Origin of the sequence: Pseudomonas sp. NBRC 111123 (assembly GCF_001320205.1) — a bacterium.
In the GTDB taxonomy this organism is placed as follows: domain Bacteria; phylum Pseudomonadota; class Gammaproteobacteria; order Pseudomonadales; family Pseudomonadaceae; genus Aquipseudomonas; species Aquipseudomonas putida_J.
Map to the genome: position 1 here is coordinate 22,001 of NZ_BCAZ01000001.1, position 23,122 is coordinate 45,122.

Genomic DNA, 23,122 nt, shown 5'->3' on the forward strand with positions numbered 1-23,122 from the left:
TCTGACAAGCGCGCTGAAACGACCTCAATAACCATAACAAGAGGCACTTCTCATGCTCCCGCACACCCTCACTGGGCAGGCCACCCTGGTGGCGCCCAGCCGCAAGCGCTTTTTCATCATGGTGCTGCTTTTCATCACGGTGGTGATCAACTACCTGGACCGCAGCAACCTGTCGATTGCCGCGCCTGCCCTGACCAGCGAGCTGGGCATCGACCCGATCCACGTCGGCCTGGTGTTCTCGGCATTCGGCTGGACCTACGCCGCCATGCAGATCCCCGGTGGCTGGCTGGTCGACCGGGTGCCGCCGCGCATCCTCTATACCGTGGCGCTGGTGCTGTGGTCGCTGGCCACGGTGATGCTCGGCTTTGCCGCCAGCTTCATCGCGCTGTTCGTGCTGCGCATGGCAGTCGGCGCCCTGGAGGCGCCGGCCTACCCGATCAACAGCCGCGTGGTCACCACCTGGTTCCCCGAGCGCGAGCGGGCTACTGCCATCGGCTTCTACACCTCCGGGCAGTTCGTCGGCCTGGCGTTCCTGACCCCGTTGCTGGCCTGGCTGCAGCATGAATTCGGCTGGCACATGGTGTTCGTCGTGACCGGTGCGGTGGGCATTCTCTGGGGAGTGATCTGGTACGCGGTGTATCGCGAACCGCGCGATTTCAAGGGTGCCAACGACGCCGAGATCGCACTGATCCGCGAGGGCGGCGGGCTGGTGGACATCCAGGATGAGCAGGCCAAGGTCAAGGCAAGGTTCAGCTGGACCGACCTCGGCATCGTGTTGACCAAACGCAAGCTGTGGGGCATCTACCTCGGCCAGTTCTGCCTCAACTCGACGCTGTGGTTCTTCCTCACCTGGTTCCCGACCTACCTGGTGAAGTACCGCGGCATGGACTTCATCAAGTCCGGGATGCTGGCATCGCTGCCATTCCTCGCGGCCTTCGTCGGCGTGCTGTGCTCGGGCTTCTTCTCCGACTGGCTGATCCGCCGTGGCGCCAGCGTGGGCTTTGCACGCAAGCTGCCGATCATCAGTGGCCTGTTGATTTCCACCGCGATCATCGGCGCCAATTTCGTCGACTCGACGCCACTGGTAATCGCCTTCCTGGCCCTGGCGTTCTTCGGCAACGGCCTGGCTTCGATCACCTGGTCGCTGGTCTCGACCCTGGCCCCGGCGCGCCTGCTCGGGCTGACGGGCGGAGTGTTCAACTTCATCGGCAACCTGTCGGCAATCATTACCCCGATCGTGATCGGCTTCCTGGCCAGCGGCGATTCTTTCGCCCCGGCCATTACCTACGTCGCGGCACTGGCTCTGGTCGGTGCGCTGTCGTATATCCTGCTGGTGGGCAAGGTCGAGCGCATCGAGTTGTAGGCGTGCCCTGTGGGCGAACATAATGTCGCCCGCCCACTCGCTCAACGAAAAAGGCCGTACATGCAGGAAGACCCCGCAAAAACCGCCCCCACCGGCACCCAGACCCTGCTGCGCGGGCTGGCCGTGGTGCAGGCCGTGGCCGCTGGCGCGCGCGACCTCAAGGACATCGCCCGGCACATCGGCACCACCCGCAGCACCACCCACCGCCTGGTCAGTTGCCTGGTGGACGAGCGCTACCTGCGCGTGGTGCCCCAGGTCGGCTATCTGCTAGGCCCCAAGCTGATCGAACTCGGCTTCCAGGCCCGCGAGGAGTTGCCGCTGGTGACCCTGGCCGGTCCTTACCTTGATGAGCTGTCGGCCCTGACCGGCGATACCATCCACCTGGCGATCCGCGAAGGCGACGAAGTGCTGTACCTGCACAAGACCCCGGGGCGCAACGGCCCGGAAATGCGCTCGCGGGTCGGCCACCGCATGCCGCTGGCACGCACCGGTATCGGCAAGGCACTGATGCTCGACGACACGCCGGCCGAATGGCAGCGCCTGTATGAGACCAGCCTGCCGGTGGGTGGCAAGAGCGCGTTTTGGCCGCACCACACCGAGCAGACCTGGGCGCAGTTCGAGCATCGCATGGTCGATTATGTCGCGGGGGGATATGCCTTCGATCTGGAAGACAATGAGCCATCGATCCGCTGTGTGGCGGCCCCGGTGCGCGATGCGAGCCGTCGGATCGTGGCGGGGATCAGTGTGGCGAGTACTGTGCCGTACATGCCCGAAGAGAAGATGCGCGAGCTGGTACCGGTCCTCAAAGGCGTGACCGCACGGCTGTCGGCAGAGCTTGGGCTGAAAAACTAGCCCCAACCGCTCTCTTCGCTGAACAAATTGAAACGAATCATGTCTCGTGGCCAGCAGAGACATGACGTTTCGTTTTCCCAAGCGAGGAGGCTTCACCCTGCAACCCACCCCACCTGCGTCCACCGGCAAGCTGCTCGGCAGCTGCAATTGGCCGCAGCCAGCGACGAGGCCGGTGCAGGCATAACCAGGCTCTGGGCTATACGCACATCATGTGGGAGCAACTGTCTTCTTGTGGAAGCTGGCCTTGCCAGCGATGGGGCGCGTAGCGCCCCGAGCCCGACTCTGTCAGGCATCGCCAGCAAGGCTGGATCCTATGAGTGAACTACCTGTTCCTGCCAGGGCGTTCCAGTCTTGAGCATCGCGTTCAGCCGCACTATCAATACCCGCAGCAACGCCACCACCTCATGGGTCAGCCACCAGCGCAGATGTCGGTTCTCTGGAACATGGTGATGCGCCAGCAACGTCTAGGCCCCGGACTCGCAGAGCATCGTGGTCTCCTGGTACTGCCCGTAGCGCAGCAGCTGCACCTTGCGGTACTGGTCCGGGTCGAGCTTGTGGATGCAGTGTTCGTCGAAGAAGCGAGCGCTCAGCCGGCCGAGTTCGTGGGTGCAGAACCAGGCTTGGGATTCGAGCCAGAGGGTGTGGAGGGGGCGGTTGTGGTGGGTGAAGAGGGGGGAGGTATAGACGCTGTTCATGATTGGCCATCCTGATGTGGGAGTGCCGTTTCTGACGGGTACGGGATGCCGCTATGTGAGCGTTCTTAAGCGCCGGAAAACGTTATCGTGATGGCGTGCGACAGGCAATGCCGCAGTTTGTAGGGCACTTCCTGTTCTGTTAGCGCAGGCAATAAAAAGGCTGCCATTCGGCAGCCTTCTCGATGCTCAGCCCGGACGATCAGTCCCAGCTCAATGCCCCACCAGTCTGATACTCGATCACGCGAGTCTCGAAGAAGTTCTTCTCTTTCTTCAAGTCCATGATCTCGCTCATCCATGGGAACGGGTTGGTAGTCCCCGGGTACTCTTCCTTCAGGCCAATCTGGGTCAGGCGACGGTTGGCGATGAACTTGAGGTAGTCCTCCATCATCGCTGCGTTCATGCCCAATACGCCGCGTGGCATGGTGTCACGGGCGTATTCGATCTCCAGCTGGGTCCCTTGCAGGATCATCTGGGTCGCTTCTTCCTTCATCGCCGCGTCCCACAGGTGCGGGTTCTCGATCTTGATCTGGTTGATCACGTCGATGCCGAAGTTCAGGTGCATCGACTCGTCACGCAGGATGTACTGGAACTGCTCGGCAACGCCGGTCATCTTGTTGCGGCGGCCCATGGACAGGATCTGGGTGAAGCCGCAGTAGAAGAAGATGCCTTCCAGTACGCAGTAGTAGGCGATCAGGTTGCGCAGCAGCTCTTTGTCAGTCTCGACGGTGCCGGTGTTGAATTCCGGGTCGGAGATGGCGCGGGTGTACTTCAGGCCCCAGGCGGCTTTCTTCGCGACCGACGGGATCTCGTGGTACATGTTGAAGATCTCGCCTTCATCCATGCCCAGCGACTCGATGCAGTACTGGTAGGCGTGGGTGTGGATCGCCTCTTCGAAGGCCTGGCGCAGGATGTACTGGCGGCATTCCGGGTTGGTGATCAGGCGGTACACGGCCAGGGCCAGGTTGTTGGCCACCAGCGAGTCGGCGGTGGAGAAGAAGCCGAGGTTGCGCATGACGATGCGGCGCTCGTCCTCGGTCAGGCCGTCCATGCTCTTCCACAGGGCGATGTCGGCGGTCATGTTGACCTCTTGCGGCATCCAGTGGTTGGCGCAGCCGTCGAGGTACTTCTGCCAGGCCCAGTCGTACTTGAACGGTACCAGCTGGTTGAGGTCGGCGCGGCAGTTGATCATGCGCTTTTCGTCAACGGCGACGCGGGCCGAGGAGCCTTCCAGCTCAGCCAGGCCTTCGGCGATGTCGAGGGCGTCGAGGGCAGCTTTGGCGCGTTTCACCGCGTCGGAGTCGGCGGCTGTGGCAGCACGGGCTTCCAGGGCGGCGGCACCACCGGCGCTGTCGAGCTTGTCGAGGGTGGCGGCGGCAGTGGCCTGCGCAGGGGTGTTGCCTTTGGCGGCTACTTCGCCGTCTTCCTTGTCGAATTCGTCCCAGCTCAGCATGGTGATTGGCTCCTGCTTGAGGGTTGCCCCCTTGGGGTAACCGGTTGGATTTTAAGAATGTGATGCCTGACGCAAGGCCGTTACGGCGAATGGACAGCTCGAGAGGCTGACTCTCGTTACATCTGACTCGTGCCTGGCCAGGCCTCGGGGGAGGGGCCAGGGACATGAATGGGTGCCCTTTTCAGAGGGGGCGAAGTATACCGGAATTCGCTTTCGATCGGGGCGCGTGTCTAGCGGGCGAGGGTAATTTTTCGACCGGTTCTGTGCGCGTCCGTTCAAGGAATCTCGTGTCGTTCTTTACGGGGAGGGAGTTTAGCGGCAAATAATGCGAAGCACTACATGTGGTGGGTTTTTATTTTTAAAGCACAAGATGCTGGGTTTAACAAACCCTTGTAGGAGCGGCCTTGTGTCGCGAAAGGGCCGCAAAGCGGCCCCGGCAATCTCGCGCTGGAGCCGAGATACTGGGACCGCTGCGCAGCCTTTTCGCGCCACAAGGCCGCTCCTGCAACGACCGCATTTTCAGCGGGCTAGCTGCACTGCTTGCGCAGCGTCTCGACCACATGGGTCTTGGGGTGCTTGCGGGCCTCTTCCACCGAAGTGAAGCGGCCGGTTTCTGCATTGCGACCGATCTTGCGAGTTGCCACTTTTTTCCGCGCCATGGGTTTGCATCCTTTCTGAGAGGTCCTTTCTTTTTACCTATGCGCGTGAGCGGTGGGCAAAGGGCAGGGCTTCTCAGGGGCGCAGATACAAAAATGCCGCAAGGGGCACCCGAGGGCACCCCTTGCGGCATCAGGCCTTACTGGCAGGCTTCGCAGTCAGGCTCGTCGATCGCGCAGGCCTTCGGCACTGGCGCAGGGCCGGCTGCCTGGACCGGGGCGCTGTCGCCGCCGCTGGAAACGGCGTTGAGCTTGCCGGTGTTGATGGTCGACTTCTCGGTGCTGGTCGCGGCCAGGGCACGGAGGTAGTAGGTGGTTTTCAGGCCACGGTACCAGGCCATGCGGTAGGTCACGTCCAGCTTCTTGCCCGAAGCGCCGGCGATGTACAGGTTCAGCGACTGAGCCTGGTCGATCCACTTCTGGCGACGGGAGGCTGCATCGACGATCCACTTGGTCTCGACTTCGAACGCGGTGGCGTACAGGTCTTTCAGCTCTTGCGGGATACGCTCGATCTGCTGCACCGAACCGTCGTAGTACTTCAGGTCGTTGATCATTACCGAGTCCCACAGGCCGCGGGCCTTCAGGTCGCGGACCAGGTACGGGTTGATCACGGTGAACTCGCCCGACAGGTTCGATTTCACGTACAGGTTCTGGTAGGTCGGCTCGATCGACTGCGACACGCCAGTGATGTTGGCGATGGTCGCGGTTGGCGCGATGGCCATGATGTTCGAGTTACGGATGCCTTTCTGCACGCGGGCACGGACCGGCGCCCAGTCCAGCGACTCTTCCAGGTTGACGTCGATGTACTTCTGGCCACGGGCTTCGATCAGGATCTGTTGCGAATCCAGCGGCAAGATGCCCTTGGACCACAGCGAACCCTGGAAGGTCTCGTAGGCGCCACGCTCGTCGGCCAGGTCGCAGGAAGCCTGGATCGCGTAGTAGCTGACCGCTTCCATCGACTTGTCGGCGAACTCGACGGCAGCGTCGGAGCCGTACGGGATGTGCTGCAGGTACAGCGCGTCCTGGAAGCCCATGATGCCGAGGCCGACAGGGCGGTGCTTGAAGTTCGAGTTACGCGCTTGTGGCACCGAGTAGTAGTTGATGTCGATCACGTTGTCGAGCATGCGCACGGCGGTGTTCACGGTGCGTTGCAGCTTGGCGGTATCCAGCTTGCCGTCGACAATGTGGTTCGGCAGGTTGATCGAGCCCAGGTTGCAGACCGCGATCTCGTCCTTGTTGGTGTTCAAGGTGATCTCGGTGCACAGGTTCGAGCTGTGGACCACGCCCACGTGCTGCTGCGGCGAACGCAGGTTGCACGGGTCCTTGAAGGTCAGCCATGGGTGGCCGGTCTCGAACAGCATCGACAGCATCTTGCGCCACAGGTCTTTGGCCTGGATGGTCTTGAACACCTTGATCTTGTTGTACTCGGTCAGGGCTTCGTAGTACTCGTAACGCTCTTCGAAGGCCTTGCCGGTCAGGTCGTGCAGATCAGGCACTTCCGATGGCGAGAACAGGGTCCACTTGCCGTCATCGAAGACGCGCTTCATGAACAGGTCAGGGATCCAGTTGGCGGTGTTCATGTCGTGGGTACGACGACGGTCATCACCGGTGTTCTTGCGCAGCTCGATGAATTCTTCGATGTCCAGGTGCCAGGTTTCCAGGTAGGCACACACGGCGCCTTTGCGCTTGCCACCCTGGTTGACGGCAACGGCGGTGTCGTTGACTACTTTCAGGAACGGCACGACGCCCTGGGATTTGCCGTTGGTGCCCTTGATGTAGGAGCCCAGTGCGCGCACAGGGGTCCAGTCGTTGCCCAGGCCACCGGCGAATTTCGACAGCATGGCGTTGTCGTGGATCGCGTGGTAGATGCCCGACAGGTCGTCCGGCACGGTGGTCAGGTAGCAGCTCGACAGCTGCGGGCGCAGGGTACCGGCGTTGAACAGGGTTGGGGTCGAAGCCATGTAGTCGAACGACGAGAGCAGGTTGTAGAACTCGATCGCACGGGCTTCTTTGTCTTTTTCTTCCAGCGCCAGGCCCATGGCCACACGCATGAAGAACACCTGCGGCAGCTCGAAGCGCACGCCATCCTTGTGGATGAAGTAGCGGTCGTACAGGGTTTGCAGGCCCAGGTAGGTGAACTGCTGGTCGCGCTCGTGGTTGATCGCCTTGCCCAGTTTTTCCAGGTCGAAGTCGGCCAGTGCAGGGTTGAGCAGTTCGAACTCGACACCTTTGGCGATGTAGGCCGGCAGGGCCTTGGCGTACAGGTCGGCCATCTCGTGGTGGGTGGCGCTGTCGGCGACGTTGAGGAAGCCCAGGCCTTCGGCGCGCAGGGTGTCCATCAGCAGGCGGGCGGTGACGAACGAGTAGTTCGGCTCACGCTCGACCAGGGTACGGGCGGTCATCACCAGGGCGGTGTTGACGTCCTTGATGGCCACGCCGTCGTACAGGTTCTTCAGGGTTTCGCGCTGGATCAGGTCGCCATCGACTTCGGCCAGGCCTTCGCAGGCTTCGCTGATGATGGTGTTCAGGCGCGCCATGTCCAGCGGCGCCAGGCTGCCGTCGGCCAGGGTGATGCGGATGCTCGGGTGCGGCTCGACCACGCTGTCTGCGTTGCTGCGGGTTGCGCGCTCCTTGGCGCGCTGGTCGCGGTAGATCACGTAGTCACGGGCGACTTTCTGCTCGCCGGCACGCATCAGGGCCAGTTCGACCTGGTCCTGGATTTCTTCGATGTGGATGGTGCCACCCGATGGCATGCGACGTTTGAACGTGGCGGTGACCTGCTCGGTCAGGCGCGCGACGGTGTCGTGGATGCGCGACGAGGCAGCGGCGGTGCCGCCTTCAACTGCGAGGAACGCCTTGGTGATGGCCACGGTGATCTTGTCGTCGGTGTAGGGGACGACAGTGCCGTTGCGCTTGATCACGCGCAGTTGGCCCGGGGCGGTGGCAGCCAGATCCTGGTTGGAATCGGCGGCCTGCGGCGCCTTGGCCTGCGGGTTCTCGCGAGTTGTGTCGGTTTGCATGGGTGGGTGTCTCCACAGTTTCTATAGTGTTCAGGCGCCTTTTGGGCGCCCACCGTTCCGTCCACTTGCTCGATGGCCCTTGCGGGGATGCGGCATGCACGCGCATCCGCCCGCTCGGGCGTACCGACTTCGGGACAGATCAGGAAATGGGGGCAAGAACCTTGCCGCTCCCTGGCCGAAGTCAAATGCTCTGGGGTGAGCCAAAGCAGGCTGTTCAGTATCCGCTAGGAGCGGTTGGATCGATGAAACCACAACGAGTTCTGCCAGAAAAATCGCTTGAATTTCTCTGCTGACTCATGCTTGGCGTTGGTGACTGAAACCCAACATCTAGTGGTTTGCTGTGCTGGGGATACAAGATAATGCGGTACAGGGGGCTTTGCAAGGCGACCGTCTGTGGATAACTTGTGCGTACTTTGTGAGTGAATAGTGGGTAATCGCTGTAGGCCTAGTGCCAAGTGGTGTGCACTATTTTTCTCTGGGTCGCTGCCCCCAGGCAGAATTTTTCGGGCGCGAACCCTACCACAAAAAACGGTTCAGTCGAGGCTGCCGTCGGGCAGGTTGGCAGTGCCGGGGGCGGCACGTAGTATCCGAAGCCGATGTTGCCTTTTGGTTAAAGGCCGGTACCGACAGAAAAACAACAATTCAAAGGCAGGGGCCATGGACCAATCCAGCAACCGCATCCTCATCGTCGAAGACGACCAGCGCCTGGCCGAGCTCACCGCCGAATACCTGCAGGCCAACGGCTATGAAGTCGCCGTGGAGGGCGATGGCGCCCGCGCTGCCCGCCGTATCGTCGACAGTCAGCCGGACCTGGTGATTCTCGACCTGATGCTGCCCGGTGAAGATGGCCTGAGCATCTGCCGGCGCGTGCGCGGCCAGTACCCCGGCCCGATTCTGATGCTGACTGCCCGTAGCGACGAACTCGATCAGGTTCAGGGCCTGGACCTGGGCGCCGACGACTATGTGTGCAAGCCGGTGCGCCCGCGTTTGCTGCTGGCGCGGATTCAGGCGCTGCTGCGGCGCAGCGAAAGCCCGGACAACAAGCGCCACGACCTGGCCTTCGGCCCGCTGCGCATCGACAACCGCCTGCGCGAAGCCTGGCTCGACGCGCAGCAGATCGACCTCACCGGTGCTGAGTTCGACCTGCTCTGGCTGCTGGCCAGCAACGCCGGGCGGGTGCTGTCGCGCGAGCAGATATTCACCGCATTGCGCGGGGTCGGCTACGACGGCCAGGACCGCTCCATCGACGTGCGCATTTCCAGGATTCGCCCCAAGATCGGCGACGACCCTATCCACCCGCGGCTGATCAAGACGCTGCGCAGCAAGGGCTACCTGTTCGTCGGCGATGCCCCATGAAGCACTCGATCTTCCTGCGTATCTACGGCGGCATGCTGGCTGTGCTGGTGCTGGTGGCACTGCTCGGGGTGCTCAGCCTGCATCTGGTCAACGAGGTGCGCGCAGCCCAGCACCGTGAGCGCCTGGCCCAGGGCACGTTCAGCCTGATGGCCGACAACCTGGCGCAGCAGAACGACACAGAGCGCAAGCGCTCGCTGCTGATGTGGGAGCGCCTGCTGGGTGTGCCGCTCGTGTTGCAACCGATGTCGGCCCGCTCGCTGGAGGGTGGCCAGCGCGCCCGCCTGTACCGCGGCCTGGTGGTGGTGGAGAAGACCGGGCCGCACGCCGCCCAGGTGCTGCGCAAGGTTGGCCAGGAAGACCTGTTGCTGGTGGCCCAGGTCAAGCAGGTCAGCGAGCAGCTGGCGCGTGCCACGCTTTATCTGCTGGCCGATGAGCTGGTGCGCTACCCGGTGACCGAGCAGCAGCAGCGCCTGGCAGAAATAACCCAGAGCAAGGGCTTCGGCTTCGGCGTCGCCCTGCAGCGTATCGAGCGGGTCGGCCTGGACGATGACCAGCGGCGCCGGGTGGAGGAGGGCGACACGGTGATGGCGCTGGGCCGCGACGGTGATTCGATCCGCGTGTTCGCGGGCCTGCCAGGCTCGCCATTGGTGCTGGAGATCGGCCCGCTGTATCAGCTCAACCCCTATCCGCCGCAATTGCTGATTCTGATCGCCTTTCTCGGCCTGTGCCTGATCGGCCTGGTGGTCTATTTGTTGGTGCGCCAGCTGGAGCGGCGCGTGTCGGGTATGGCAATCGCTGCCACACGCATCGCCCAGGGTAGCCTGGACACGCGCGTGCCAGCCGGTGATGCCGATTCGGTGGGGCGCCTGGCCGCTGCGTTCAATGGCATGGCCGAGCACCTGCAGCGCTCGCTGAACATGCAGCGCGAACTGGTGCGCGCGGTGTCCCACGAACTGCGCACCCCCGTGGCACGCCTGCGCTTTGGCCTGGAGATGATCGAAAGCGCGCCCACCGAGCAGGCCCGCGCCAAGCACCTGGCTGGCATGGATGGCGATATCCAGGACCTGGACAAGCTGGTCGACGAGATGCTGACCTACGCTCGCCTGGAGCAGGGCGCCCCGGCGCTGAAGTTCCAGCGTGTCGAGCTGGATGCCTTGTTCGACCGGGTGATCGAAGAGCTGGCGCCACTCAACAGCAACGTCCGCCTGGTGCGTGGGGCATGCCAGGGCAACGACGGTTGCTGGGTCGAGGCCGAACCGCGTTACCTGCACCGTGCGCTGCAGAACCTGGTAAGCAATGCCCTGCGCCATGCCGGGAGTGAGGTGCGCCTGAGCTACCAGCTGGGCCAGCAGCGTTGCCGTATCGATGTGGAGGACGATGGCCCGGGTATCCCTGAAGGTGTCTGGGATCGCATCTTCACCCCCTTCACCCGGCTCGACGACAGCCGCACCCGCGCTTCCGGCGGGCATGGCCTGGGCCTGTCGATCGTGCGAAGGATCATCTACTGGCACGCTGGCCGCGCCACGGTGGGGCGCAGCGAGGCGCTGGGTGGGGCCTGTTTCAGCCTCAACTGGCCGCGCGAGCAGGCGCCGCAGTAGGGCTCAGATGCTTATCAGGCTGAGCAGGTGGCCGTCTTGCAGGCAGAACTGGCCTTCGACCTCGGCGCCGTGTCGCCACTCGGGCGACAGGTCGGTGAGCAGGCGCAGCCGTGCCAGGCCATCGCAGGACCATTCCAGCAACTCGGCATGCTCGAAATAGAAGCGCTTGCGGGTCACTGGGTAGAGGGTCTTGAACAGGCTTTCCTTCAGCGAGAAGGTCAGGGTGACCGTAAGACCCAGCTGGCTGCGGTCCAGCCGGCCGAGCTCGCCTGGTGTCAGGATTTCACCCATCAAGCGTTCAGCGCGTTCGTCATCCAGTAGCGCTTCCTGGTCCAGTCCCAGGCCGCGGCATTCGCCATCGGCGGCCACCACGGCGGCGGCCCAGCCTTTGCCGTGAGTGATCGAGCCATGGATGCCGGCAGGCCAGATCGGCGAGCGATCCTCATGGGTGCCGGGGACGTAGTCGCGACCATCCAGGCGCTGCAGCGCAGCACGGGCGCAGACTCGCCCGGCCAGGTATTCCGCCTGGCGTTTGGCCACCGAGCGTTGCAGGCTGGCGCTGGGCACGATGCCTGCGCGCTGGAAGTCATCGGCGGCCAGGCGGGCGGGGTCGAAGGCACAACTGGCCAGCACCGCACCGGGTAGCGGGCGGGGCAGGGGCCAGTGGTACTGGAGCGGGGCGCAGCAGGCGGGGAGACTGTTCATGGCGGCTATTGTGCCAGCCGCGAGGCGTGTGTGGGAGACGGGGCTGCTTCGTCACTTGAACACTTGTTTGAAGAATGCCTGCATGTCCGCCCAAGAGCTCTTGTCCGCGGCCTCGTTGTAGCCAATATCCGGCCCGCCGTGCTCGCCATGACTGAGCCGGTCGGCATCCGGGTTGGTAAACCCATGCTTGGCCCCAGGAATACTGACGAACTGGTATTCGACCTTTGCCGCGTCCATCTCTTTCTTGAAAGCGTCCACTTGCTGCGGGGTGACCATGCTGTCTGCCGCGCCGTGCTCGACCAGCAAATAGGCCCTTACAACGCCTGGCTGGGTGACCGGTGTCTGGGTGGCCAGTGCGCCATGGAAACTCACCACACCATCGAGCCTGGCGCCGCGCCGTGCGGCATCGAGCACCACCTTGCCGCCGAAGCAGTAACCCACTGCGCCGAGCTTGTGCTTGTCGGTGTAGGGCTGTTTCTTCAACAGGTCCAGCCCGGCGTCGAAGCGCTTGGCCGATGCCTCCGGATCCTTGCTTGCCTCGGCCATGAATGCCTGTGCGTCCTGCGGATGCTCGGTGTGCTTGCCTTCACCATACATGTCGATGGCCAGCGCGCTGTAGCCCAGCGCGGCGAGGTCGCGGGCACGGCGTTTGGCATAGTCGTTCAGCCCCCACCACTCGTGTACCACCAGCACGCCAGGGCGCTCGCCCTTCACGGCATCATCGTAGGCGTAATAGCCGATCAGCGCGGTGCCGTCGGCATCTTGGTAACGGATCTCGCGGGTTTGTACTGCCGCTTGGGCTAGGGCGGCGCTGCACATCAGGGTCAGGGCCAGCAGGGCGCGCATGTTCACTACTCCTTGTTTTGCCGACAAATCGTTCAGCCGCGGTTCAGTCAGGGTTCAGCCGCGGTTCAGGGCACCCTGCTTACTCTAGCTTCCAGACCGCAACAGTGCCTTCATCTGGAGTACCGCGCCATGAAAACCTTCAACTCCCTGCTCGCCGCCATGGCCGTCTGCGCCGCTGGCATCACCTCTGCCCAGGCAGCGGATGAAAATTTCGCCAGCCTGACCTACGGCCAGACCAGCGACAAGGTGCGCAAGTCTGGCTTGCTGCAGAGCAACACCGACCATCTCAATGCCGACGGCATCATCGGCAAGGATGACACCTGGGGGGTGCGCCTGGGCCGCATCAACGACCAGGGCCGCTACTACATCACCTACGACAATGTCTCGGGCGACCACAGCGGCCTCAAGCTGCGCCAGGAGAACGTGCTGGGCAGCTATGATCTGTTCTTGCCGGTGGGCGATACCACCAAGCTGTTCGGCGGTGGCAGCCTGGGCATGACCAAGTTGACCCAGGATTCGCCAGGTGCCAGCCGTGATACCGACTACGGTTATGCCGTGGGCCTGCAGGCCGGTGTGATACAGGCAATCACCGACAATGCTTCGATGGAGCTGGGTTACCGCTACCTGCGCACCAATGCCGCGACCGAGGTAGGCGCCAGCGGTGGGCCGAAAGAAGGCACCTTGCGCCTGACCAGCAGTGCACAAACCTATCTGGCAGCAACTTACAAGTTCTGACCGGCGAGCCGAGTTATCCTGTAACGGCCTCTTCGCGGGTAAACCCGCTTCCACAGGGATCGCACAGTCTTCGAAACGTGTGCAGTCCCTGTGGGAGCGGGTTTACCCGCGAAAAGGCCTGTACAGGCAACACATCAAGAGGAGCCTTGAATGAAACTGCTGGTGGTCGAGGACGAAGCCCTGCTGCGGCACCACCTCTACACACGCCTGGGCGAAAGCGGCCATGTGGTGGAAGCCGTGGCCGATGCCGAAGAAGCCCTGTACCAGTCTGAACACTTCCATTTCGACCTGGCCATCGTCGACCTTGGCCTGCCTGGGATCAGCGGCCTTGAACTGATCGGCCGCCTGCGCAGCCAGGGCGAGTCGTTCCCCATCCTGATTCTCACCGCCCGCGGCAACTGGCAGGACAAGGTCGAAGGCCTGGCCACCGGTGCTGACGACTACCTGGTCAAGCCGTTCCAGTTCGAAGAACTCGAAGCGCGCCTGAACGCCTTGCTGCGCCGTTCCAGTGGTTTCACCCAGTCGACCATCGCCGCTGGCCCCCTGGTCCTTGACCTCAACCGCAAGCAGGCGACCCTGGACGAGCACCCGCTGGCACTGACCGCCTACGAGTACCGCATCCTCGAATACCTCATGCGTCATCACCAGCAGGTGGTGGCCAAGGATCGCCTGATGGAGCAGCTCTACCCCGGTGACGAGGAGCGTGACCCCAACGTCATCGAAGTGCTGGTCGGCCGCCTGCGTCGCAAGCTCGAGGGCGATAGCGGTTTCAAACCGATCGACACGGTGCGCGGCCTGGGCTATCTGTTCACTGAGCGCTGCCGATGATCCGCTCGCTGCGGGTACGCCTGATGCTCGCTGCTGCCGTGCTGGCGCTGCTGTTCATGCTGGCGCTGCTGCCAGCCTTGCAGAAGGCCTTCAGCCTGGCCCTGCAGGAATCGATCGAGCAGCGCCTGGCCTCGGACGTGACCACGCTGATATCCGCCGCGCGCATCGAACATGGCCAGCTGCAGATGCCTGAACTGTTGCCGGACGAGCGCTACAACCTGCCGTACACCGGCCTGCTGGGTTACATCTTCGACCGCGATGGCAACCTGGTCTGGCACTCGCGCGCCACCGCCGACCGGCACATCAATTACCGCCCGCGTTACGACGGGCGCGGCAACGAGTTCGCCCGTATCCATCAGGACGATGGCGAAGAGTTCTTCGTCTATGACGTCGAGATCAAACTGCTCGGCGGCCAGAGCGCGGCCTACAGCATCGTCGCGCTGCAGCCGGTGAGTGAGTACAAGGCCACGCTCAGTGGTCTGCGCGAAAAGCTCTACCTGGGCTTTGGCGCTGCCTTGCTGGCCCTGCTGGCGCTGCTCTGGGCCGGCCTGACCTGGGGGTTGCGCTCGTTGCGACGATTGAGCGTTGAGCTGGATGAGGTGGAGTCTGGTGCACGTGATGGCCTCAGTGGCGAGCACCCGCGCGAACTGCTGCGCCTGACCCGCTCGCTGAACCGGCTGTTACGCAGTGAGCGTGAGCAACGCGCGCGCTACCGGGATTCGCTGGGCGACCTTGCGCACAGCTTGAAGACACCGCTGGCGGTATTGCAGGGTGTTGGCGAGAGCCTGCAGCAACGTGACGGTGAGCGTGAGCAAGCGCGGGTACTGCAAAGCCAGATCGAGCGCATGAGCCAGCAGATCGATTACCAGTTGCAGCGCGCCAGCATGCGCAAAAGTGGCCTGGTGCGCCATAGCGTGCCGTTGCTGCCGGTACTGCAGAGCCTGTGCAGTACTTTGGCCAAGGTCTACCGCGACAAGCAGGTCGATGTCGATCTGCAGGTGCCTGAACCGTCGCGCGTGCCGATGGAGCGGGGCGCCTTGCTGGAATTGTTGGGTAATCTGCTGGAGAACGCTTATCGCCTGAGCCTTGGGCGGGTGCGGGTTGTGTTGCAGGAAGAACCTGGGGGGCTGACGCTGTGGGTCGAAGATGACGGGCCGGGAGTGCCGGCTGACCAGCGCGAGCGAATCCTGGAACGCGGCGAGCGGCTGGACCGGCAGCACCCGGGGCAGGGGATCGGGCTGGCGGTGGTCAAAGACATCGTCGACAGCTACGACGCCGAGCTGACCCTGGGGGATTCTCCGCTGGGTGGCGCGGCGTTCCGCATCACCTTCCACCTTGACTGACCTGTAACCTGCTCCGGCCCTCGAATGGGCCCGTGCCGCCAAGACCAAACAGGGCGGATTCCCGCCATATCCGCTGTACATTTCCCGCCACCGGGCGGAAATCCGCCACCCCTCCTCAGAAAATTCGCCCCGTCGTTGGGCATTTACACCCCGTAAACATTGCCTCTGCACTCAAGATGGGCATTTTGGCATCGCCCTTGCTATCTCAGTTGGCAGAGGCCTGCCCAGGCAGCTCGAACACAACGACAAATCCCTCCAGGTGCAGGAGGGTTAGCGATTCAGGTGCCCAACCACCCTGGGAAGGGTGAAGCCGGCACACTTGAGGAAAATTGAGCCATGACGACACGTCAGCCGCTGTACAAATCCCTGTATGTCCAGGTGTTGGTCGCCATCACCATCGGCATCCTGCTCGGCCACTTCTACCCCGAAACCGGTGTCGCCCTTAAGCCCTTGGGTGATGGTTTCGTCAAACTGATCAAGATGGTCATCGCGCCCATCATCTTCTGTACCGTGGTCAGCGGCATCGCCGGCATGCAGAGCATGAAGTCGGTCGGCAAGACCGGCGGCTACGCGCTGCTGTACTTTGAAATCGTCTCCACCATTGCCCTGATCATCGGCCTCGTGGTCGTCAACGTGGTCCAGCCGGGCGCTGGCATGCACATCGACGTCAGCACCCTGAACGCCAGCAGCGTCGCTGCCTACGCCGCCGCCGGCGCGCAGCAGACCACTGTCGGCTTCCTGCTCAACATCATCCCCAACACGGTGGTGGGTGCCTTCGCCAACGGCGATATCCTGCAAGTGCTGATGTTCTCGGTGATCTTCGGCTTCGCCCTGCACCGCCTGGGCAGCTACGGCAAGCCGGTACTGGACCTGATCGATCGTTTCGCCCATGTGATGTTCAACATCATCAACATGATCATGAAGCTGGCGCCGCTCGGTGCCTTCGGCGCCATGGCCTTCACCATCGGCCAGTATGGTGTGGGTTCGCTGGTGCAGCTGGGCTACCTGATGGCGTGCTTCTACATCACCTGCCTGCTGTTCGTGCTGGTGGTGCTGGGCGGTATCTGCCGTGCCCACGGCTTCAGTGTCCTCAAGCTGATCCGCTACATCCGTGAAGAGCTGATGATCGTGCTGGGTACTTCCTCCTCGGAGTCGGCCCTGCCACGCATGCTGGCCAAGATGGAGCGCCTGGGTGCCAAGAAGTCGGTCGTCGGCCTGGTTATCCCGACGGGTTACTCGTTCAACCTCGACGGTACCTCGATCTACCTGACCATGGCTGCGGTGTTCATCGCCCAAGCCACCGACACCCACATGGACATCACCCACCAGATCACCCTGCTGCTGGTGCTGCTGGTGGCTTCCAAGGGTGCCGCCGGCGTGACCGGTTCGGGCTTCATCGTCCTCGCTGCCACCCTGTCGGCCGTCGGCCACCTGCCGGTTGCCGGCCTGGCGCTGATCCTCGGTATCGACCGCTTCATGTCCGAAGCCCGTGCACTGACCAACCTGGTCGGCAACGCCGTGGCCACCGTGGTTGTGGCCAAGTGGGTGAAGGAGATGGACGACGACAAGCTGGCCTCCGAGCTGGCCTCCGGTGGCGCGCCGCTGGAAATGAACCTGCCTACCGATGACCTGGGTGTTGCAGAAACCCCGGTTCGTTGAGCCTGACGGGGTAAAAAAGAAGGCGACCCTCGGGTCGCCTTTCTTGTGCCTGGCTATTTATTCGACGCGCGTTTCGCCGCTATACACCAGGATTTCCCTGCAGCGCCGGCACAGGTAGCGCCGCCCTTGGTGCACCAGCTTGTGCCGCTGCGCGGTAAACGGGAAATCGCTCTCCGGGCAGGGGCAGCGGTAGATGTAGCGGGTTACCACGCGCCGCTGCACTTCATAGTTGTGGCAACGGTTCGGGGGCAGTTCGTACACCCCGCGCATGATCAACTGCCATTCTTCGCCATGGGCCTGTATCCGCTCGCCAAACAACTGATGGGCCACCAGGTGCGCCACCTCATGGGCCACGGTCTGGCGCAGGAAGTCGTCCTGGTTCTCGCGATACAGTTGCAGGTTGAAGCGCAGCAGGTTCTCGTGCAGGTGGGCGACGCCGGCCTTCTGGCCGCGCAGCTTGAAGCTGACTTCCGGGCGGGGGAAGGGGCGTTTGAAGAAGGCTTCGGCTTGCTGGTAACAGGTTTCGACGCGTTGTTTGAGCAGCTCGGGCATGACGGGGTGGTTCTCCTGACCGGGCATTATGCCGCAAGCACGTCGTAACTGCCGAGCCACCGGTCAGCAGGCAGACAAAGGCCGCCTTGCGGCGGCCTTTGCTTGATGCCCTATGTTGGCTGGATCTGATCTAGTTGGTGTACACGGGCCCCACGCCCAAACCCCAGATGATCACGGTAGCAGCCATGATCGCCACCAGTACGACGAGGCCTACCGCCAGCACCGAGCTGGAGAACAGGAAGCCTTCATCTGACGGTATGTTCATGAAGGTCGGCAAGCCGACATACAGCAGGTACACGGTGTAGCAAATGGCAGCGGTCCCCACCAGCATGCCCAGCCACAGGTGCGGATAGAGCGCCGCCAGGCCGCCGAGGAACAATGGGGTAGCGGTGTAGGTGGCAAAGGCGATGCATTGCGCCATGGACGGGTTGGCGTCGTAGGTGCGGGCCATCCAGTGAATGAAAGCCCCCATGACCGCGACGCCGGCGAGCATCGCCAGATAGGACATGATGCTCATCCAGATCGCGCTTTCCATGGTCAGCATCACGGCCGGCCGGCCGCCGATCACCCAGCCCACCTGGGTTGTGCCGATAAAGGCCGAAATGGCGGGAATCGCCGCCAGAATGAGCGTGTGCGTCAGGTACATGTGGCTGATGCTTTCTTCTTCGCCACGAATCTCCCGCCATTCCTGGTCGGGATGGGTAAACAGCCCCACAACGTGATGAATCATGCCGGTCACTCCTCTCTATGTTGCCAATCGCCCCCCACATGGAGCGCAAGCGGCCCGAGGCCAGGACACCGAAGCAGAACGGTAATGTGGCCTTATGTCGCAGTATAGGAAGCCAATTCCCGCACAAACCCCGCTTTTTAGAGCAAATTGCGCTGTCAGGGCCGTTGTTGATTCCCTTGAAGTCTTTATCGGAATCCCTACAGGTGAGCGTGGTTTGTGCGTAAAATAGCCGGCTTTTGTCACACCTCGCGGATCCAAGCGCTATGGGCACCCTCTCGGTCAATCAGAACAAACTGCAAAAACGCCTGCGTCGTCTCGCCGGCGAAGCCATCACCGACTACAACATGATCGAGGATGGCGACAAGGTCATGGTCTGCCTGTCCGGCGGCAAGGACAGCTACACCATGCTCGACGTTCTGTTGCACCTGCAGAAGGTGGCACCGATCAAGTTCGAGATCGTCGCGGTGAACATGGACCAGAAGCAGCCGGGTTTCCCTGAGCATGTGCTGCCGGCCTATCTCAAGGAACTGGGCGTCGAGTACCACATCGTCGAGAAGGACACCTACTCGGTAGTCAAGGAGCTGGTCCCCGAGGGCAAGACCACCTGCTCGCTGTGCTCGCGCCTGCGCCGTGGCACCCTGTACACCTTCGCCGATGAAATCGGTGCGACCAAGATGGCCCTGGGGCATCACCGCGACGACATCGTCGAAACCTTCTTCCTCAACATGTTCTTCAATGGCGCGCTCAAGGGCATGCCGCCGAAGCTGCGCGCCGACGACGGCCGCAACGTGGTGATCCGCCCGCTGGCCTACTGCAGCGAGAAGGACATCCAGGCCTACTCGGACATGAAGGAATTCCCGATCATCCCGTGCAACCTCTGCGGCTCGCAGGAAAACCTGCAGCGCCAGGTGGTCAAGGACATGCTGGTGGAGTGGGAACGCAAGCACCCGGGCCGTACCGAGAGCATCTTCCGCGCCATGCAGAACGTGGCGCCGTCGCAGCTGGCCGACCGCAACCTGTTCGACTTCACCAGCCTGAAGATCGACGAGAACGCTACCCCTCGCTTCCTCGACGTGGTGAACATCTGAGGCCATGCGCGATTACCAGTGGCTGCATGAGTACTGCCTGAACCGCTTCGGCTCGGCCCAGGCGCTGGAAGCCTTCCTGCCGCAGCCGCGCACGCCGGCGCAGTTGCGCGAAATCGCTGATGACCGCTACCTGTCGACCTTGGCCCTGCGCGTGTTCCGCGCCGGGCTCAAGCACAGCCTGGTGGATGCCAAGTGGCCGGCGTTCGAGCAGGTGTTCTTCGGCTTCGACCCGGAAAAGGTGGTGCTGATGGGCGCCGAGCACCTGGAGCGGCTGATGCATGACGAGCGCATCATCCGCCACCTGGGCAAGCTCAAGAGCGTACCGCGCAATGCGCAGATGATCCTCGACGTGGCGAAGGAGAAAGGCAGTTTCGGTGCGTTCATCGCCGACTGGCCAGTGACCGATATCGTCGGGCTGTGGAAGTACCTGGCCAAGCATGGCAACCAGCTGGGTGGGTTGTCGGCACCGCGCTTCCTGCGCATGGTTGGCAAGGACACGTTCATCCCCACCGACGACATGGCCGCCGCGCTGATTGCCCAGAAGGTGATCGACAAGCAGCCGACCAGCCAGCGCGACCTGGCCCTGGTGCAGCAGGCGTTCAATCAGTGGCACGAGGAAAGCGGGCGACCCCTGTGCCAGTTGTCGGTGATGCTGGCGCATACCGTCAACCATTGAGTCCTGTCTGGACTCTTCGCGGGTAAACCCGCTCCCACAGGGACCGCGCCGCATTTGAGGTCTGTGCTGTACTTGTGGGAGCGGGTTTACCCGCGAAGAAATTAACGCCCTTCGCCCGCCATGCGCCGTTCGAACTGGAACTTCCAGCGCACATACAGCAACCCGGCGATGAACAGCCCCAGGCTCACCAGCACTTCAACCCAGCCAAACACCGCACGCGCCGGGTCGAACGCCGCCAGCACGCCCTTGATGAAATAGATATTCACCACGAAGCAGGTCCAGGCATGCGCCCGGGCGCTGCCCGTCAGCATGCCCGGCAACAGCAACAGCAGTGGCACCAGCTCGATCGCCAGGATCACTTCGACCCGCGCACCATGCAGGTTGGCGAACCAAAGGTTATTCACCACCAGCAGCGCGATCAGGCCAAGGAAAAACGCCAGGCTCAACGCCCGCGTCAGGCGCAGGCGCGGCGCCAGCCATTCCAATGGCGGCAGCACCTTGGGCTTTTTAGCCACGCGCAGCCTCCAGGGCCTTGGCTGTGGTCGCCAGGCGTTGGCCAAGGGCACGGCACAAGGCGATCTCGTGTTGGTCCAGTTCACGCTTGCCATCGGCGCCAGCATGGTGGCTGGCACCGTAAGGGGTACCGCCGCCACGGGTTTCCAGCAATGCCGATTCACTGTACGGCAGGCCCATCACCAGCATGCCGTGGTGCATCAGCGGCAGCATCATCGACAGCAGGGTGGTCTCCTGGCCGCCGTGCAGGCTGGCAGTGGAGGTGAACACGCCAGCCGGCTTGCCGACCAACTCGCCACCCAGCCACAGGCTGCTGGTGCCATCGAGGAAGTACTTCAGTGGTGCGGCCATGTTGCCAAAACGGGTCGGGCTGCCCAGTACCAGCCCGGCACAGTGGCGCAGGTCGTCGAGGGTGGCGTACAGCGCGCCGCTGGCCGGGATGTCCGGGGCGACTGCTTCGCATTCGGTGGAAATCGCCGGTACCGTGCGCAGGCGCGCTTCCATGCCGGCCAGCTCGATGCCGCGGGCAATGTGCCGGGCCATCTCGCTGGTCGAACCGTGGCGGCTGTAATACAGCACCAGGATGTACGGCGCGCTCACGGCAGGATCTCCAGCACCTTCTCTGGCGGGCGGCCGATGACGGCTTTGTCACCGGCGATCAGGATCGGCCGTTCGATCAGCTTGGGGTGCTGGACCATGGCGTCGATCAGTTGCGTGTCGGTCAGCGCCGGGTTGGCCAGGTCGAGGGCCTTGTATTCGTCTTCACCGCTGCGCAGCAGTTGGCGTGGGGCGATGCCCAGCTTGCCGAGCAGGGCCTTGAGCGTGGCGGCGTCGGGCGGGGTTTCGAGGTAGCGCACGATGGTCGGTGCCAGGCCGCGTTGTTCGAGCAGTTCCAGCGCGCCGCGGGATTTTGAGCAGCGCGGGTTATGATAGAGCGTCAAGTCAGGCATGTCGGGTCGCATCCAGCTGGGTGTGGCGGCTATTCTAACCGCAGCGACTGACCTATTTGCTTGAAACTTCGAGAAGGATTGACCCATGGCAAGGCGTCTGGCAGCAGTACTGGCCATCACCGCGAGCCTGTTGCTCGGTGGTTGCGGTGCCGATTACGGCGTGGACCAAGATGGCAAGACGGTAAAGGCGGAACAGATCGACGGGCACTGGGTAGTGCTCAATTACTGGGCCGAATGGTGCGGCCCGTGCCGAACCGAGGTACCTGAACTGAACCAGGCGGCCAAGCAGTGGGCGGCTGATGGTATCAAGGTGGTCGGGGTGAACTTCGATGGCCTGCAGGGCCCAGAGCTGAAACAGGCGGCGCAGGCCTTGGGCATCGGCTTCACCGTGCTGGCCCAGGACCCGGCCGAGCGCTATGACTTGCCACGCAGCGAGGCGCTGCCGGTGACCTACATCATCGACGACAAGGGCAAGGTGCGTGAGCAATTGATGGGCGAGCAGACCCTGGAAGGGTTGCAGGCCAAGATCAAGGCCCTCAAGCAGGGGTGAGTCGCAAGCTGCAAGCTGCAAGTAAAGGCAGATTGGTGTTCACTCTGCTTTTTCTTGCGGCTTGAAGCTCGCAGCGTGCAGCTGTATTCAGCCTTCCTCAGGCCAGAAGCGCAGCGGCTTGCCTTCGGCCGGCCAGAAGCGCATCTGTTCGATGGGCGACACGTCCCAGCGCTGCACGGTCTCCAGCGCCTGCAGGAAGTGCTTTTCCTGTTCCATCAACGCCGGTGCGCACAGCTTGCGGGTCTTGCCGACCTTGCCGAAGCTCAGGTGCTCACCGTCCAGCGTATACGGCGCAAACCAGTGGTTGCAGCCGGCGTTGCCGTAGGCGCGGCCATCGCTGGCCAGGGTCAGGGTCAGGTGGCTGTAGTCGATCAGCGGACGCTCGCCGATCCATTCCAGCACGTAGCTGCGCTCCTGCTGCAGCTTTGAAGGTTCGGCGGCACAGCCGAGCAGGCCGGTGGCAATCAGCGCGCCGGTCAGCAGATTCTTCACTCGGCGCTCTCCTGGCAACGCGGGCACAGGTGTTTGTCGCCGCGGCTGGCCCAGCCCAGCTCGGTGATACGTGCGCTGGCAGCCGGCTGACGGGCCGCCTTGCCGAGTTTGGCGTCGACGGCGAACTCGACGTCCAGCACCGCGTCGCAGCTGTCGCACTCAACCTTCCAGGTAAGAATCTCCAGCTCGTTGAACACCGGGCCGCTGGCCACGGCAACCCACTGGCCGCGTGGGTTGATCAGGTGGCGCACGCTCTCCACGGTCAGGCGCATGGCCAGGTCCTTGCTGCCCTTGAGGGTCACGATCAGGACATCGCCTTTGTGCATCGAGCCGCCGTTGCCGGTCACCTGATAACGGCCAGGAACCAGGGCACGGCACTCGATCAGGGTGTGTTGCGGGTTGAAAAGGGTGTAGCGAAAATCGTGTTCGACCATGGGTCCTCCAGAAATGCCGCGTATCCTAGCA

General features: G+C 62.9%; 24 protein-coding genes. 11 read left to right on the plus strand and 13 right to left on the minus strand.

The features are described from left to right. Nucleotides 1–52: 52 nt before the first annotated feature. Together APH27_RS00095 and APH27_RS00100 are read left to right on the plus strand one after the other, a co-directional pair. Entirely contained in the window at nucleotides 53–1,363 is a 1,311-nt protein-coding gene (locus APH27_RS00095; RefSeq protein WP_027918053.1) for an MFS transporter, read from the plus strand. 60 nt (nucleotides 1,364–1,423) lie between these two features. Then, a complete protein-coding gene (locus tag APH27_RS00100; protein ID WP_027918054.1) occupies nucleotides 1,424–2,215 on the plus strand; it encodes an IclR family transcriptional regulator in 792 nt (263 codons plus the stop codon). A gap of 464 nt (nucleotides 2,216–2,679) precedes the next feature. Here the strand turns inward: APH27_RS00100 and APH27_RS00105 are convergent, their stop codons facing one another. The 4 genes from APH27_RS00105 to APH27_RS00115 all read right to left on the minus strand — a co-directional run bounded on the left by APH27_RS00105 (nucleotide 2,680) and on the right by APH27_RS00115 (nucleotide 8,036). Further along, nucleotides 2,680–2,910: a hypothetical protein gene (locus APH27_RS00105; protein ID WP_256250535.1), complete on the minus strand. Its 231-nt coding sequence runs from the start codon at nucleotides 2,908–2,910 to the stop codon at nucleotides 2,680–2,682. Between the two features lie 199 nt (nucleotides 2,911–3,109). Next, entirely contained in the window at nucleotides 3,110–4,360 is a 1,251-nt protein-coding gene (locus APH27_RS00110; protein ID WP_027918055.1) for a ribonucleotide-diphosphate reductase subunit beta, read from the minus strand. Between the two features lie 527 nt (nucleotides 4,361–4,887). Further along, entirely contained in the window at nucleotides 4,888–5,019 is a 132-nt protein-coding gene (locus tag APH27_RS26720) for a hypothetical protein (protein WP_256208043.1), read from the minus strand. A 137-nt stretch (nucleotides 5,020–5,156) separates the two neighbouring features. Next, the gene (locus APH27_RS00115; RefSeq protein WP_060483680.1) at nucleotides 5,157–8,036 is read right to left on the minus strand and encodes a ribonucleoside-diphosphate reductase subunit alpha; all 2,880 of its coding nucleotides are present in this window, start codon (nucleotides 8,034–8,036) and stop codon (nucleotides 5,157–5,159) included. Nucleotides 8,037–8,693: 657 nt separating this feature from the next. On the opposite strand from APH27_RS00115, the gene APH27_RS00120 reads away from it, so the two are divergent. Together APH27_RS00120 and APH27_RS00125 are read left to right on the plus strand one after the other, a co-directional pair. After that, nucleotides 8,694–9,392, plus strand: coding sequence for a response regulator transcription factor (locus tag APH27_RS00120; protein WP_060483681.1), 699 nt, complete (start codon nucleotides 8,694–8,696; stop codon nucleotides 9,390–9,392). Further along, on the plus strand, nucleotides 9,389–10,990 hold the full coding sequence (locus tag APH27_RS00125) for an ATP-binding protein (RefSeq protein WP_060483682.1): 1,602 nt from the start codon (nucleotides 9,389–9,391) through the stop codon (nucleotides 10,988–10,990). The genes APH27_RS00120 and APH27_RS00125 overlap by 4 nt, the downstream gene beginning before the upstream one ends. Before the next feature lie 3 nt (nucleotides 10,991–10,993). Here APH27_RS00125 and APH27_RS00130 read toward each other — a convergent pair whose 3' ends face one another. Beyond that, nucleotides 10,994–11,695: a 4'-phosphopantetheinyl transferase gene (locus tag APH27_RS00130; RefSeq protein WP_060483683.1), complete on the minus strand. Its 702-nt coding sequence runs from the start codon at nucleotides 11,693–11,695 to the stop codon at nucleotides 10,994–10,996. A 51-nt stretch (nucleotides 11,696–11,746) separates the two neighbouring features. Next, nucleotides 11,747–12,541, minus strand: a complete 795-nt coding sequence (locus APH27_RS00135) for a dienelactone hydrolase family protein (RefSeq protein ID WP_027918060.1) — start codon at nucleotides 12,539–12,541, stop codon at nucleotides 11,747–11,749. A gap of 129 nt (nucleotides 12,542–12,670) precedes the next feature. Here APH27_RS00135 and APH27_RS00140 point away from each other — a divergent pair, with 129 nt between their 5' ends. The 4 genes from APH27_RS00140 to APH27_RS00155 all read left to right on the plus strand — a co-directional run bounded on the left by APH27_RS00140 (nucleotide 12,671) and on the right by APH27_RS00155 (nucleotide 17,106). Then, nucleotides 12,671–13,276 (plus strand): outer membrane protein, encoded by a 606-nt coding sequence (locus APH27_RS00140; protein WP_060483684.1) that lies wholly within the window; start codon nucleotides 12,671–12,673, stop codon nucleotides 13,274–13,276. 150 nt (nucleotides 13,277–13,426) lie between these two features. Beyond that, nucleotides 13,427–14,104, plus strand: coding sequence for a response regulator (locus tag APH27_RS00145; RefSeq protein ID WP_060483685.1), 678 nt, complete (start codon nucleotides 13,427–13,429; stop codon nucleotides 14,102–14,104). Next, nucleotides 14,101–15,447 carry an ATP-binding protein gene (locus APH27_RS00150; RefSeq protein WP_060483686.1) on the plus strand — a complete coding sequence of 449 codons (1,347 nt, stop codon included), beginning with the start codon at nucleotides 14,101–14,103 and terminating at the stop codon, nucleotides 15,445–15,447. The genes APH27_RS00145 and APH27_RS00150 overlap by 4 nt, the downstream gene beginning before the upstream one ends. A gap of 336 nt (nucleotides 15,448–15,783) precedes the next feature. Beyond that, complete coding sequence (locus tag APH27_RS00155) at nucleotides 15,784–17,106, plus strand: dicarboxylate/amino acid:cation symporter (protein ID WP_027918064.1); 1,323 nt, start codon at nucleotides 15,784–15,786, stop codon at nucleotides 17,104–17,106. A 57-nt stretch (nucleotides 17,107–17,163) separates the two neighbouring features. Here APH27_RS00155 and APH27_RS00160 read toward each other — a convergent pair whose 3' ends face one another. Both APH27_RS00160 and APH27_RS00165 read right to left on the minus strand, forming a co-directional pair. Continuing rightward, nucleotides 17,164–17,658 (minus strand): SprT family zinc-dependent metalloprotease, encoded by a 495-nt coding sequence (locus APH27_RS00160; RefSeq protein WP_027918065.1) that lies wholly within the window; start codon nucleotides 17,656–17,658, stop codon nucleotides 17,164–17,166. Nucleotides 17,659–17,788: 130 nt separating this feature from the next. Beyond that, on the minus strand, nucleotides 17,789–18,388 hold the full coding sequence (locus APH27_RS00165; protein ID WP_027918066.1) for a Yip1 family protein: 600 nt from the start codon (nucleotides 18,386–18,388) through the stop codon (nucleotides 17,789–17,791). A gap of 263 nt (nucleotides 18,389–18,651) precedes the next feature. On the opposite strand from APH27_RS00165, the gene ttcA reads away from it, so the two are divergent. Together ttcA and APH27_RS00175 are read left to right on the plus strand one after the other, a co-directional pair. Continuing rightward, nucleotides 18,652–19,476: a tRNA 2-thiocytidine(32) synthetase TtcA gene (gene ttcA, locus APH27_RS00170; RefSeq protein ID WP_027918067.1), complete on the plus strand. Its 825-nt coding sequence runs from the start codon at nucleotides 18,652–18,654 to the stop codon at nucleotides 19,474–19,476. A gap of 4 nt (nucleotides 19,477–19,480) precedes the next feature. Continuing rightward, the gene (locus APH27_RS00175; RefSeq protein ID WP_027918068.1) at nucleotides 19,481–20,152 is read left to right on the plus strand and encodes a DNA-3-methyladenine glycosylase I; all 672 of its coding nucleotides are present in this window, start codon (nucleotides 19,481–19,483) and stop codon (nucleotides 20,150–20,152) included. Between the two features lie 101 nt (nucleotides 20,153–20,253). Here the strand turns inward: APH27_RS00175 and APH27_RS00180 are convergent, their stop codons facing one another. Genes APH27_RS00180 through arsC form a run of 3 tightly spaced genes read right to left on the minus strand, consistent with a single transcriptional unit; the run spans nucleotide 20,254 to nucleotide 21,615 of the window. Then, the gene (locus APH27_RS00180) at nucleotides 20,254–20,667 is read right to left on the minus strand and encodes a DUF2069 domain-containing protein (RefSeq protein ID WP_060483687.1); all 414 of its coding nucleotides are present in this window, start codon (nucleotides 20,665–20,667) and stop codon (nucleotides 20,254–20,256) included. Next, nucleotides 20,660–21,265, minus strand: a complete 606-nt coding sequence (wrbA, locus tag APH27_RS00185; protein WP_016501124.1) for an NAD(P)H:quinone oxidoreductase — start codon at nucleotides 21,263–21,265, stop codon at nucleotides 20,660–20,662. Before wrbA ends, APH27_RS00180 begins: the two co-directional genes overlap by 8 nt. Next, entirely contained in the window at nucleotides 21,262–21,615 is a 354-nt protein-coding gene (gene arsC / locus APH27_RS00190; RefSeq protein ID WP_060483688.1) for an arsenate reductase (glutaredoxin), read from the minus strand. Before arsC ends, wrbA begins: the two co-directional genes overlap by 4 nt. Nucleotides 21,616–21,700: 85 nt before the next feature. Here arsC and APH27_RS00195 point away from each other — a divergent pair, with 85 nt between their 5' ends. Beyond that, nucleotides 21,701–22,165: a TlpA disulfide reductase family protein gene (locus APH27_RS00195; protein WP_027918071.1), complete on the plus strand. Its 465-nt coding sequence runs from the start codon at nucleotides 21,701–21,703 to the stop codon at nucleotides 22,163–22,165. Between the two features lie 87 nt (nucleotides 22,166–22,252). On the opposite strand, the gene APH27_RS00200 is transcribed toward APH27_RS00195, so the two are convergent. Together APH27_RS00200 and APH27_RS00205 are read right to left on the minus strand one after the other, a co-directional pair. Beyond that, the gene (locus tag APH27_RS00200) at nucleotides 22,253–22,657 is read right to left on the minus strand and encodes an META domain-containing protein (protein WP_027918072.1); all 405 of its coding nucleotides are present in this window, start codon (nucleotides 22,655–22,657) and stop codon (nucleotides 22,253–22,255) included. After that, complete coding sequence (locus APH27_RS00205) at nucleotides 22,654–23,091, minus strand: hypothetical protein (RefSeq protein ID WP_027918073.1); 438 nt, start codon at nucleotides 23,089–23,091, stop codon at nucleotides 22,654–22,656. Before APH27_RS00205 ends, APH27_RS00200 begins: the two co-directional genes overlap by 4 nt. Nucleotides 23,092–23,122: the final 31 nt, after the last annotated feature.

Excerpts from the sequence above, each read along its gene's own strand:
- APH27_RS00130 (WP_060483683.1), bottom strand. The coding sequence starts at position 11,695 with ATGAACAGTCTCCCCGCCTGCTGCGCCCCGCTCCAGTACCACTGGCCC.
- APH27_RS00165 (WP_027918066.1), bottom strand. The coding sequence starts at position 18,388 with ATGATTCATCACGTTGTGGGGCTGTTTACCCATCCCGACCAGGAATGG.
- APH27_RS00175 (WP_027918068.1), top strand. The coding sequence starts at position 19,481 with ATGCGCGATTACCAGTGGCTGCATGAGTACTGCCTGAACCGCTTCGGC.
- APH27_RS00155 (WP_027918064.1), top strand. The coding sequence starts at position 15,784 with ATGACGACACGTCAGCCGCTGTACAAATCCCTGTATGTCCAGGTGTTG.
- APH27_RS00105 (WP_256250535.1), bottom strand. The coding sequence starts at position 2,910 with ATGAACAGCGTCTATACCTCCCCCCTCTTCACCCACCACAACCGCCCC.
- APH27_RS00120 (WP_060483681.1), top strand. The coding sequence starts at position 8,694 with ATGGACCAATCCAGCAACCGCATCCTCATCGTCGAAGACGACCAGCGC.
- APH27_RS00205 (WP_027918073.1), bottom strand. The coding sequence starts at position 23,091 with ATGGTCGAACACGATTTTCGCTACACCCTTTTCAACCCGCAACACACC.
- APH27_RS00195 (WP_027918071.1), top strand. The coding sequence starts at position 21,701 with ATGGCAAGGCGTCTGGCAGCAGTACTGGCCATCACCGCGAGCCTGTTG.
- APH27_RS00145 (WP_060483685.1), top strand. The coding sequence starts at position 13,427 with ATGAAACTGCTGGTGGTCGAGGACGAAGCCCTGCTGCGGCACCACCTC.
- APH27_RS00140 (WP_060483684.1), top strand. The coding sequence starts at position 12,671 with ATGAAAACCTTCAACTCCCTGCTCGCCGCCATGGCCGTCTGCGCCGCT.
- APH27_RS00095 (WP_027918053.1), top strand. The coding sequence starts at position 53 with ATGCTCCCGCACACCCTCACTGGGCAGGCCACCCTGGTGGCGCCCAGC.
- ttcA (WP_027918067.1), top strand. The coding sequence starts at position 18,652 with ATGGGCACCCTCTCGGTCAATCAGAACAAACTGCAAAAACGCCTGCGT.
- arsC (WP_060483688.1), bottom strand. The coding sequence starts at position 21,615 with ATGCCTGACTTGACGCTCTATCATAACCCGCGCTGCTCAAAATCCCGC.
- APH27_RS26720 (WP_256208043.1), bottom strand. The coding sequence starts at position 5,019 with ATGGCGCGGAAAAAAGTGGCAACTCGCAAGATCGGTCGCAATGCAGAA.
- APH27_RS00125 (WP_060483682.1), top strand. The coding sequence starts at position 9,389 with ATGAAGCACTCGATCTTCCTGCGTATCTACGGCGGCATGCTGGCTGTG.
- APH27_RS00135 (WP_027918060.1), bottom strand. The coding sequence starts at position 12,541 with ATGCGCGCCCTGCTGGCCCTGACCCTGATGTGCAGCGCCGCCCTAGCC.
- APH27_RS00160 (WP_027918065.1), bottom strand. The coding sequence starts at position 17,658 with ATGCCCGAGCTGCTCAAACAACGCGTCGAAACCTGTTACCAGCAAGCC.
- APH27_RS00150 (WP_060483686.1), top strand. The coding sequence starts at position 14,101 with ATGATCCGCTCGCTGCGGGTACGCCTGATGCTCGCTGCTGCCGTGCTG.
- APH27_RS00110 (WP_027918055.1), bottom strand. The coding sequence starts at position 4,360 with ATGCTGAGCTGGGACGAATTCGACAAGGAAGACGGCGAAGTAGCCGCC.
- APH27_RS00100 (WP_027918054.1), top strand. The coding sequence starts at position 1,424 with ATGCAGGAAGACCCCGCAAAAACCGCCCCCACCGGCACCCAGACCCTG.
- APH27_RS00115 (WP_060483680.1), bottom strand. The coding sequence starts at position 8,036 with ATGCAAACCGACACAACTCGCGAGAACCCGCAGGCCAAGGCGCCGCAG.